Raw genomic sequence first — 10,297 nt, 5'->3', positions numbered from 1 at the left:
TTTCATATTCAGCGTCCGACAACCACCATGACTCAACGCATGAATCACACTTTTGCACTACACGACGCTCTTCCGATCTCTCGGCTACGCGGTCGCGTCGCGCGGCCTGCGCCCGGTCGAGAGCCTCGGCCGGCAGACCTCGCGCATCGAGGCACACAACCTGAACGCGCGGCTCGACGCGCGCGGCGGCCCGGTCGAGCTGCGTGAGCTCGCGACGTCGGTCAACCGGATGCTCGACCGCCTCGAGCGCGCGTTCGTGCGGCTGTCGCAGTTCTCATCCGATCTCGCGCACGACATGCGTACGCCGCTCGCCAACGTGATCAGCTCGTCGCAGGTCACGCTGTCGCGCGCACGCACGACCGAGGAATACGAAGCGCTGATCGATTCGAACATCGAGGAATGCGAACGGCTGCAGCGGATGATCGAGAACATGCTGTTTCTCGCGCGCACCGACAATGCGCGGCAGCACCTGAAGACCGCCGAACTCGACGCGGGCAGCGAGCTGCGCCGGCTCGCATCGTATTTCCAGGCGCTGGCCGATGAAGCCGGTGTGCGCATCGACGTGCAAGGCGAAGCGCCGGTCGTCGCGGATGCGACGCTGTTCCGGCGCGCCGTCAGCAACCTCGCGTCGAACGCGCTCGAACATGCGGAAGCCGCGTCGACGATCGAGCTGGCCGTTTCCGCGCAAGGCAGCTACGCGGTCGTCGAAGTCACGAATCGCGGCGCCGCGATTCCGCCCGAGCAGGTCGAACGGATCTTCGAACGCTTCTACCGCATCGATTCGTCGCGGCACGGCGCGGCGCGGAATGCGGGGCTCGGGCTCGCGATCGTGAAGTCGATCATGGAGTTGCATCGCGGGAAGGTGGAGGTAGTGAGCCGCGACGGGTGCACGACGTTCGCGCTTTATTTTCCGCGCGGTCTGGAGCCGTAATCCGGCAAGCGATTCTCATTCTCGATACGCTCGCGACACGGTTACGCGCCCAACGCCTTCCCGAAGCAGCTCGAGTGCCTACCTTGAGCGCGCCTTTCCTCATCCGACGCAAGGATATGCACAAGCAAGCTTGCCGAAAGCCATCCGCTCGGCTAGACTGCCCTTCGTCTTTGGGGAGTAGCCTGCTTTCCGTCCCCGGAAAGCGAACGCGTCAACACACTCGGCCTGCGGCCGTGGCGCGTTCAGCCTGATCGGCCTGGCGAGACCATGGGCGCATCGCGTCGTTCCTGGTCGGACGTCGGCGGATGCGCCATGGTTTGTCAGCGTCCGACCACGGAGTCCCCATGTTCCCCACCGCCCTCTCCCCGCGTATCGCCGCCGTCCGCGCCCATGCCTGCGGAGGTGCCGCATGACCTTCATGTTCGTCGAACTGGCGTTCATGCTGATCGTCATCCTCATCGCCGCCGAGGTCTTCACCAATGCGCTCGAACATCTCGGCGAACGCCTGAAGATTTCCGAAGGCGTCACCGGTTCGCTGTTCGCGGCCGTCGGCACCGCGCTACCCGAAACGATGGTGCCGCTGCTCGCGCTCGCCGGCGGCACGGCGAACCAGGCCGTGAACGAGGAGATCGGCGTCGGCGCGATTCTCGGTGCGCCGCTGATGCTCGCGACGCTCACCACCTTCCTGATGACGCTTGCCGTGATCCGCTCGCGCGGGCTGAGCGGCACGATCGCGCCCGAACGCACGGGCTTCGTGCGCGACATGAACTATTTCCTCGCCGCGTTCTCGCTGGCCACCGCCGCGATGTTCGTCCCGCATCACAACTGGGCCGTGCGCGCGCTGCTCGCGACGATGCTGGTCGGCATCTACGTGATGTATGTCGTGATGACGTTCCGCGCGTCGAACCAGCTCGTCGATGCCGGGCACGGCACCGAGGCGCCACACACGATGTTCCTGTCACGCATGGGCCTGCCGACCAACCTCGCGACGATCGCGCTGCAACTGCTCATCGGCGTCGCGCTGCTGGTCGGCGGAGCGAAGGGCTTCATTCACGGCGTGGAAGGCGTGTCGCACGTACTCGGCGTGTCGGCACTGCTGCTGTCGCTGATCATCGTGCCGATCGCGACGGAATTGCCGGAGAAGGTCAACAGCGTGCTGTGGATCCGCCGCGGGAAGGACACGCTCGCGTTCGGCAACATCACCGGCGCGATGGTGTTCCAGGGCACGCTGCTGCCGGCGATCGGCATCATGCTGACGCCGTGGGAGCCGCGCCCCGAAGTGCTGACCGGCGTGATCATCACGCTCGTGGCGGCGGCATGGCTACGCTTCAATGCGCGCACCCGCGGGCTCGCGATCTGGGCGTTGCTGGCGAACGGCGCGGGTTATGCGGGGTATCTGTTCCTGACGCTGGCGCGCTGATCTGGCTCGACGGTCGTGCCGGGCACGATCCCGATGCCCCGGCGCGAACGATGTGCCAGCGCGCCGCCGTCCCGCAAGCGATTCAGATGCGCGTCTGATTCACACGCTGCGACAGTTGTTCGGCGCTTTCCTTGCGTTCGCTGTACCGGTCCGTCAGGTACGCGCCGACGTCGCGCGTCAGCAGCGTGAACTTGACCAGTTCCTCCATGACGTCGACGACCCGATCGAAATACGCGGACGGCTTCATCCGGTCGTCGTCACCGAATTCCATGAACGCCTTCGCGACGGACGACTGGTTCGGAATGGTCAGCATGCGCATCCAGCGTCCGAGCACCCGCATCTGGTTGACCGCGTTGAACGATTGCGATCCGCCGCTGACCTGCATGACCGCCAGCGTCTTGCCCTGCGTCGGCCGTACCGCGCCGACCGACAGCGGAATCCAGTCGATCTGCGATTTCATCACGCCGGTCATCGCACCGTGCCGCTCGGGGGAGCACCACACCATGCCCTCCGACCATTGCACGAGCTCGCGCAGCTCCGCTACTTTCGGGTGATTGTCGGGCGCATCGTCAGGCAACGGCAATCCGGCTGGATTAAAGATCCGGACATCGGCACCCATGGCCGTCAGCAACCGCGCCGCCTCCTCGACCAGCAGCCGGCTGAACGAGCGCGCGCGCAACGACCCGTAGAGCAGCACGATTCGAGGCGCATGCGTCGACGGCTGCGCGGGCTGCAGCCGGCTCGCGTCCGGCACGCGAAAGAGCGCGGCATCGACTTGCGGCAGATCGTTCAGGCGGTCAGACACGCTTGCCCTCCGCATCGATCACGATTTCACCGTCTTCCTTCGCGAACGGCCCTTTCTGCGGATCGGGCAGGATATCGAGCACCTGCTCGGACGGGCGGCACAGCCGCGTGCCGAGCGGCGTGACGACGATCGGGCGATTGATCAGCAGCGGGTGAGCGACCATGAAGCCGATCAGGTCGTCGTCGCTCCACTTCGGATTGTCGAGATCGAGCGCTTCATAGGGTGTCCCCTTGCGACGCAGCACGTCGCGCACCGGCACGCCCATCGCCGCGATCAGCGCAAGCAGTTCTTCGCGTCCCGGCGGCGTTTCCAGATAAAGCACGACGCGAGGCTCGACGCCCGAGTTGCGAATCAGAGCCAGCGTGTTGCGCGACGTGCCGCAATCGGGGTTGTGATAGATGGTGATGTCGGTCATATCCGGATTCCTGAATGATTTCACGCGCGCTCGTACCAGCGCTTCGAACGGTTCACGACGCGCACGACGAGCAGCATGACCGGCACCTCGATGAGCACGCCGACGACGGTCGCAAGCGCCGCGCCGGAGTGGAAACCGAACAGGCTGATGGCGGCCGCCACAGCCAGCTCGAAGAAATTGGACGCGCCGATCAGCGCCGACGGACACGCGATGCTGTGTTTCTCGCCGACGATGCGATTGAGCCCGTAGGCGAGTGCGGCATTGAAGAACACCTGGATCAGGATCGGCACCGCGAGCAGCGCGATCACCAGCGGCTGCTTCAGGATCGCCTCGCCCTGGAACGCGAACAGCAGCACCAGCGTGGCCAGCAGCGCGGCGATGGACCAGGGGCCGATCGTCGCCATCGCGCGGTCGAACGCCGCCTGCCCCCTGGCAAGCAACAACCTGCGCCACGCTTGCGCGAGAAGCACCGGGATGACGATGTAGAGCACGACCGACGTGAGCAGCGTCGCCCACGGCACCGTGATGGCCGACATCCCCAGCAACAGGCCGACAAGCGGCGCGAAAGCGATCACCATGATGCTGTCGTTCAGCGCGACCTGCGACAGCGTGAACAGCGGATCGCCGCCCGTCAGCCGGCTCCACACGAACACCATCGCCGTGCACGGCGCGGCGGCCAGCAGGATCAGGCCGGCGATATAGCTGTCGATCTGGCCGGCGGGCAGCATCGGCGCGAATAGCTGCCGGATGAACAACCAGCCGAGCAACGCCATCGAAAACGGCTTGACGAGCCAGTTCACGACGAGCGTGACGCCGATCCCCCGCACGTGCTGCCGAACCTCATGCAACGCCCCGAAGTCGACCTTGACGAGCATCGGCACGATCATCACCCAGATCAACAGCCCGACGGGCAGGTTGACCTGTGCGTATTCCATGCGGCCGATACGCTGAAAGAGCCCGGGCAGCGTCTGGCCCAGCGCGATGCCGAGCACGATGCACAGCGCGACCCAGACGGTCAGGTAGCGCTCGAAGAATCCGATGGCCGGCTGGGCCGCCACGGCTGGCGGCCGTGCAACGTTCGAGCCGGTCATGCGCCGCCTCCGCAGCAGTCGGGTGCAGCCGGTACGCCACAGGCAGCGCCGGCGCAGCAGTTCTCGGTCAGGAACCCGATGAGCCCGCTCATCGATTCGAAATTCGCCGCGTAATAGATGAACCGGCCTTCTTGTCGCGCGGTGACCAGGTCGGCATGCGACAAATCCTTCAGATGAAACGACAGGCTCGATGGCGACAGCCCGATCTGCTGCGCGATCGCGCCGGCCGGCAGCCCTTCGGGCCCGGCCACCACCAGCGCGCGAAAGATGGCCAGGCGCGCTTCATGAGCAAGCGCGCCCAGGGCGCGCACGACGAGATTGGAGTCCATGGCGCGAAGGATAGCGGCTTCATTTCAATATTTCAAGTATTGTTGAAATGTAGGTGCCGATCCCGCACGTGCTGTACCCAAACCCTTCGCGTACCGTCAAACACAGCCGCACGAGCCGCTTCCGGCCCGATCCGCACGGCGCCGGTGCAGCCGCCCGCCTCTCGGACGGGCGACGCACCGGCACGCCGTCAGGTCAGGACGCCTTCACCAGCTTGACGATCGTCAGCGTGCCGTCGACCTTCTCGATCCGCACCTTGACCTTGTCGCCCGCATGCGCGTGCTCGAGCATCGTCGCGTCCTTCGCCTTGAACGCCATCGTCATCGGCGGCATCCCGACGTTGTCGAGCGCGCCGTGCTTCAGCGTGATCTTGCCGCTCGCGGCATCGACCTTCTTCACTTCGGCGTCGGTCAGCGTGGCATTCGATTCGGCCATGCCGCCCGACGACATCTTCATGCCGGACATGTCCATGCCGGCCATGTCGCCGGCAGCAAAGGCGGGGGTAACGATCGTGCCGACAGCGAGGACGGCGGCAGCAGCAACGGTGACGGTAATCAACTTCTTCATCGGGATTCTCCGGTTGGGATGGATGGCACGTTCGTGCCGTGAGGAACTGCTTCGGAATGCCGAGCACGGCTCACGCTTCGCGCACGACGGCGCTGCAGCAGGAGCCATGCGGCGGGAATGACGAACATCGACAGCAGCGGCGCCGTGACCATGCCGCCGACCATCGGCGCGGCGATGCGCTGCATCACTTCGGAACCGGCGCCGTGCCCGACCATGATCGGCACGAGGCCGGCGAGCACGACCGCGACCGTCATCGCCTTGGGCCGCACGCGCAGCACGGCGCCTTCGCGGATCGCGTCGAGCAGCAGCGCATCGGTCAGCGGTTCGCCGGCGTCGAGCCGGCGCTGCAGCGCGCCCTTCAGGTACAGCAGCATCACGACGCCGAACTCGGCGGCCACGCCCGCGAGCGCGATGAAGCCCACCGACGTCGCAACGGACACCGCATGGCCGAGCACCCACACGAGCCAGAAGCCGCCGACCAGCGCGAACGGCACCGTCGACATCAGCAGCAGCGCATCGGCCGCCGAGCCGAACGTGAGGAACAGCAGCACGAAGATCACCACGAGCGTCACCGGCACGACGGTGCGCAGCTTGGCCGCCGCGCGTTCGAGATACTCGAACTGCCCCGACCACGCGATCGAATAGCCGGGCGGCAATGCGACCTGCTGCGCGACGGCCTGCTGCATCGCGCGCACGGCGCTCTGCAGATCGGTGCCGCGAATGTCGACGTACACGTAGCCGGACAGTCGCGCGTTCTCGCTGCGGATCATCGGCGGGCCGTCGGCGATCGCGATGTGCGCGACGTCGCCCAGGCGAATCTGCGCGCCGCGTGCGGTGACGACCGGCAATTGCCGCAGGTTCTCGACCGAATCACGCACCTCGCGCGGGTAGCGGATGTTGATCGGGAAGCGCTCGCGCCCCGCGATCACTTCGCCGACGTCGTCGCCGCCGACCGCCGACGACACGACCGACTGGATATCGGCCACCGACAGCCCGTAACGCGCGGCGGCGAGCCGGTCGATGTCGACGTCGATGTAGCGGCCGCCGTTCAGCCGCTCCGCGAGCGCGGACGTGACGCCCGGCACGGGCTTCACCGCGGCCTCGACCTGCTTCGCGATCGCGTCGATCCCGGCCAGGTCCGGCCCGGAAATCTTCACGCCGACGGGCGTCTTGATGCCGGTGGACAGCATGTCGAGCCGGTTGCGGATCGGCGGCACCCACACGTTCGACAGTCCCGGCACCTTCACCGTGCGATCGAGTTCGTCGACGAGCTTCTCCGGTGTCATGCCGGGCCGCCATGCATTGCGCGGCTTGAACCGGATCGTCGTCTCGAACATCTCGAGCGGCGCGGGATCGGTCGCGGAATCGGCGCGGCCCGATTTGCCGAACACTGTATCGACCTCGGGCACGGTCTTGATCAGCCGGTCGGTCTGCTGCAGCAGTTCACTCGCCTTGTCGGCCGAGATGCCGGGCAGCGCGGTCGGCATGTACAGGAGGTCGCCTTCGTCGAGCGGCGGCATGAATTCGCCGCCGAGCCGCGACACCGGCACGGCCGTCAGCACCAGCGCGACGACCGCGACACCGATCGCGACCCACGGGCGCCTGAGCGTCGCTTCGAGCAGCGGACGGTACGCGCGGATCAGCACGCGGTTGATCGGGTTCGCGTGCTCGTGCGGAATGCGGCCGCGCACGAGATAACCCATCAGCACCGGCACCAGCGTTACCGACAGCCCGGCGGCGGCGGCGATCGTGTAGGTCTTCGTAAACGCGAGCGGCGCGAACAGCTTGCCTTCCTGCCCTTCCAGCGAAAACACCGGGATGAACGACAGCGTGATGATCAGCAGCGAGAAGAACAGCGCCGGCCCGACCTCCACGGCCGACGTCGCGACGAGTTCCCATCGTCGGGCCGGCGTGATCGGTTCGCCGGGATGCGCGTGGTCGTACGCTTCGAGATGCTTGTGCGCGTTCTCGATCATCACGATCGCCGCGTCGATCATCGCGCCGATCGCGATCGCGATCCCGCCGAGCGACATCAGGTTCGCATTCACGCCCTGGTAGCGCATCACGATGAACGCGGCCAGCACGCCGAGCGGCAACGACAGGATCGCGACGAACGCGCTGCGCAAATGAAACAGGAACACCGCACAGACGATCCCGACGATCACGAACTCCTCGATCAGCTTGTCCTTCAGGTTGCCCACCGCGCGCTCGATCAGCTGCGAGCGATCGTAGGTCGTGACGATCTCGACGCCAGGCGGCAGCGAACGCTTCAGGTCGGCGAGCTTCGCCTTCACCGCATCGATCGTGGTCAGCGCGTTCTTGCCCGAGCGCATCACGACGACGCCGCCCGTCACCTCGCCCTGCCCGTTCAGCTCGGCAATGCCGCGCCGCATCGCGGGGCCGACCTGGATGCGCGCCACGTCGCCGAGCAGCACCGGCGTACCGGCGTCGTTCGTGCGCAGCACCACGTGCCGGAAATCGTCGAGCGTGCGCAGGTAGCCGGTCGAGCGCACCATGTACTCCGACTCGGCCAGCTCGACGACCGAGCCGCCGGACGCCTGGTTCGCGTTGCCGAGCGCGTTCGCGACTTCCGCCTGCGTGATGCCGTACACGCGCAGCTTGTCCGGATCGAGCACGACCTGGTACTGCTGCACCATGCCGCCGATGCTCGCGACTTCCGACACGTCGGGCACGGCCTTCAGCTCGAACTTCAGGAACCAGTCGTTGAGCGCGCGCAGTTGCCCGAGATCGTGATGGCCGGTGCGATCGACGAGCGCGTACTCGTACACCCAGCCGACGCCGGTCGCATCCGGCCCGAGCGAGACCGTCGCGCCGGCAGGCAGCCGGCTCTGCACCTGGCTCAGGTATTCGAGCACGCGCGAACGCGCCCAGTACGGATCCGTGCGGTCGTCGAACAGCACATAGACGAACGCGTCGCCGAACGACGAATACGCGCGGACGGTTTTCGCGCCGGGCACGCCGAGCAGCGTGGTCGTCAATGGATAGGTCACTTGATCCTCGACGATCTGCGGCGCCTTGCCCGGATACGACGCCTTGACGATCACCTGCGTGTCCGACAGGTCGGGCAATGCATCGAGCGGTGTCTGCTGCAGCGAATGAACGCCCCATGCGGCGATCAGCACGGTGGCGAGCAGCACGAGGAAGCGATTGTGGACGGACCAGGGAATGATGCGCGCGATCATCGTTCGCCTCCCTGCGGTTCGACCTTCGTCAGCCGGTAGCCGTCGCCGCTCTGCGTGAACGCGAAGCGCACCGTCTGGCCCGGCTTCACGTCCGGGAACGCGGTGGCCGACGGCTTGCCGAACGCCATCGTCATCGCGCCCCAGCCGAGCGCGGGAACGGGCTGATGCGAGAACGTGATGTCGTCGGCCGTGACCTGTTCGACCTTGCCGGTGGTTTCATAGACCGGCGCTGCCTTCGCTTCCGTCGCGGGCACCGCCCCGCTCGCGCCGGTGCCGCTTTCCAGCCGCGGCAGCACGCTTTTCAGGCTCGCCTCGGAATCGATCAGGAACTGCCCCGAAGCAACGACCGTGTCGCCTTCGTTCAGCCCGCCGAACACTTCGGTGTCGCTGCCGACGTCGTTGCCCGTCGTCACCGTCACCGGCTGAAGCCGGCCGTCTCCGTTCTTCACGATGACGATCGAACGCTTGCCGGTCGCGATCACGGCCTCGGACGGCACGAGCAGGCGCGAGACGGTCTGCCGTGCGGCGACCCGCACGCGCATCAGCATGCCGGGCGTGAGCTTCAGCGCGGCGTTGTCGATCTCCACGCGCGCCTGCAGCGTGCGGCTGCTCGTGCTGATGCCGGGCAGCACTTCGCGGATGCGCCCGGTGAAATGCTGTGCCGGGTCGCCCGCGAACGTCGCGTCGACCGCCATCCCCGGCTGCACGTTCAGCGCAAGCGCTTCCGGCACCTCGACGATGAGCCATAGCGTCGACAGCCCGGCGATCTTCGCAAGCGTCTGCCCAGGCGCGACCATCGCGCCGTCCCGCACGTTCAGCTCGCTGACGACGCCGGTTTCCGGCGCGGTCAGCACGACATGCGTCTGCGCGCGGCCGGTGCGATCGAGGCTCGCGATCATGCCGTCGGGAATCGACAGCGCCCGCATCCGTGCGCGCGACGCATCGAGCAGGCTGCCGTCCATCCCGCCGCGCTTGAGCGCGAGGTATTCCTCCTGCGGCGCGAGCCAGTCAGGCACGAACAGCGACGCGATCGGCGCACCCTTCGCGATGCGCTGCATCGGTGCGCGCGCATAGAGACGGTCGATGTAGCCGGTGACGCGCGACTGGACGACGTCCGCGCGCGATTCGTCGAACTGCGTGGTGCCCACCGCATCGAATCCGGCCGCCGTCTGCTGCCGGCGCACGGTCGCATAGCGAATGCCGAGGTTCTGCTGCAGGCCCGAATCGATCCGGATGCCGGACGCGCCGCCGCCTTCGTCCGCATAGACGGGTTGCAGCTGCATGTCCATGAAGGGTGACTTGCCCGGTTTGTCGAAGTGCTGGTTCGGCACCATCGGGTCGTGCCAGTACAGCACCTTGCGGCCGGTCTTCGGATCGGTTTTGCCGGGCGAGGGCGAGGTCGATGCCGCAGCGGCGGTGTCCATTGCCGTCGCGGCGGTCGCAGCGTGGCGTGCGCCCGCGAAATAGCCCGCGCCGAGCAGCGCAGCACCGGCGAACGCCAGCAGGGCCGCACGGGCCAGTATTTTCTTCGTCATGTT

The 10,297-nt window shown here is 66.7% G+C and carries 8 protein-coding genes, 1 pseudogene and 1 riboswitch; of the genes and pseudogenes, 2 read left to right on the top strand and 7 right to left on the bottom strand.

Annotated features, from left to right (window positions below):
* Window positions 1-76: 76 nt before the first annotated feature.
* Window positions 77-931: pseudogene (locus G3O06_RS22495) on the top strand (heavy metal sensor histidine kinase); the annotation flags it as partial.
* Between the two features lie 160 nt (window positions 932-1,091).
* Window positions 1,092-1,266, top strand: a riboswitch (yybP-ykoY riboswitch).
* A gap of 74 nt (window positions 1,267-1,340) precedes the next feature.
* Complete coding sequence (locus tag G3O06_RS22490; protein WP_205817557.1) at window positions 1,341-2,351, top strand: sodium:calcium antiporter; 1,011 nt, start codon at window positions 1,341-1,343, stop codon at window positions 2,349-2,351.
* An 82-nt stretch (window positions 2,352-2,433) separates the two neighbouring features.
* On the opposite strand, the gene arsH is transcribed toward G3O06_RS22490, so the two are convergent.
* From arsH to G3O06_RS22455, 7 genes are all read right to left on the bottom strand, one after another.
* Window positions 2,434-3,171 carry an arsenical resistance protein ArsH gene (arsH, locus tag G3O06_RS22485; RefSeq protein WP_205817556.1) on the bottom strand — a complete coding sequence of 246 codons (738 nt, stop codon included), beginning with the start codon at window positions 3,169-3,171 and terminating at the stop codon, window positions 2,434-2,436.
* Window positions 3,149-3,571 (bottom strand): arsenate reductase (glutaredoxin), encoded by a 423-nt coding sequence (arsC, locus tag G3O06_RS22480; RefSeq protein WP_174973396.1) that lies wholly within the window; start codon window positions 3,569-3,571, stop codon window positions 3,149-3,151. The genes arsH and arsC overlap by 23 nt, the downstream gene beginning before the upstream one ends.
* A 20-nt stretch (window positions 3,572-3,591) precedes the next feature.
* Window positions 3,592-4,662, bottom strand: a complete 1,071-nt coding sequence (gene arsB, locus G3O06_RS22475; protein ID WP_205817555.1) for an ACR3 family arsenite efflux transporter — start codon at window positions 4,660-4,662, stop codon at window positions 3,592-3,594.
* A complete protein-coding gene (locus G3O06_RS22470) occupies window positions 4,659-4,991 on the bottom strand; it encodes a metalloregulator ArsR/SmtB family transcription factor (RefSeq protein WP_174918290.1) in 333 nt (110 codons plus the stop codon). The genes arsB and G3O06_RS22470 overlap by 4 nt, the downstream gene beginning before the upstream one ends.
* Window positions 4,992-5,184: 193 nt before the next feature.
* The gene (locus G3O06_RS22465) at window positions 5,185-5,556 is read right to left on the bottom strand and encodes a copper-binding protein (RefSeq protein ID WP_205817554.1); all 372 of its coding nucleotides are present in this window, start codon (window positions 5,554-5,556) and stop codon (window positions 5,185-5,187) included.
* Window positions 5,553-8,759, bottom strand: a complete 3,207-nt coding sequence (locus tag G3O06_RS22460; protein ID WP_205817553.1) for an efflux RND transporter permease subunit — start codon at window positions 8,757-8,759, stop codon at window positions 5,553-5,555. Before G3O06_RS22460 ends, G3O06_RS22465 begins: the two co-directional genes overlap by 4 nt.
* A complete protein-coding gene (locus tag G3O06_RS22455; RefSeq protein ID WP_205817552.1) occupies window positions 8,756-10,294 on the bottom strand; it encodes an efflux RND transporter periplasmic adaptor subunit in 1,539 nt (512 codons plus the stop codon). Before G3O06_RS22455 ends, G3O06_RS22460 begins: the two co-directional genes overlap by 4 nt.
* Window positions 10,295-10,297: the final 3 nt, after the last annotated feature.

This window comes from Burkholderia sp. Ac-20345 (assembly GCF_017104825.1).
GTDB classification, from domain to species: domain Bacteria; phylum Pseudomonadota; class Gammaproteobacteria; order Burkholderiales; family Burkholderiaceae; genus Burkholderia; species Burkholderia lata_B.
Note: the sequence above shows the minus strand (reverse complement) of the source record. Positions and strands in the feature narration are given on the sequence as shown.

What these genes read in the sequence shown, in the direction of transcription:
- G3O06_RS22490 (WP_205817557.1), top strand. Translation starts at nt 1,341, where the DNA reads ATGACCTTCATGTTCGTCGAACTGGCGTTCATGCTGATCGTCATCCTC.
- arsH (WP_205817556.1), bottom strand. Translation starts at nt 3,171, where the DNA reads ATGCGGAGGGCAAGCGTGTCTGACCGCCTGAACGATCTGCCGCAAGTC.
- arsC (WP_174973396.1), bottom strand. Translation starts at nt 3,571, where the DNA reads ATGACCGACATCACCATCTATCACAACCCCGATTGCGGCACGTCGCGC.
- arsB (WP_205817555.1), bottom strand. Translation starts at nt 4,662, where the DNA reads ATGACCGGCTCGAACGTTGCACGGCCGCCAGCCGTGGCGGCCCAGCCG.
- G3O06_RS22470 (WP_174918290.1), bottom strand. Translation starts at nt 4,991, where the DNA reads ATGGACTCCAATCTCGTCGTGCGCGCCCTGGGCGCGCTTGCTCATGAA.
- G3O06_RS22465 (WP_205817554.1), bottom strand. Translation starts at nt 5,556, where the DNA reads ATGAAGAAGTTGATTACCGTCACCGTTGCTGCTGCCGCCGTCCTCGCT.
- G3O06_RS22460 (WP_205817553.1), bottom strand. Translation starts at nt 8,759, where the DNA reads ATGATCGCGCGCATCATTCCCTGGTCCGTCCACAATCGCTTCCTCGTG.
- G3O06_RS22455 (WP_205817552.1), bottom strand. Translation starts at nt 10,294, where the DNA reads ATGACGAAGAAAATACTGGCCCGTGCGGCCCTGCTGGCGTTCGCCGGT.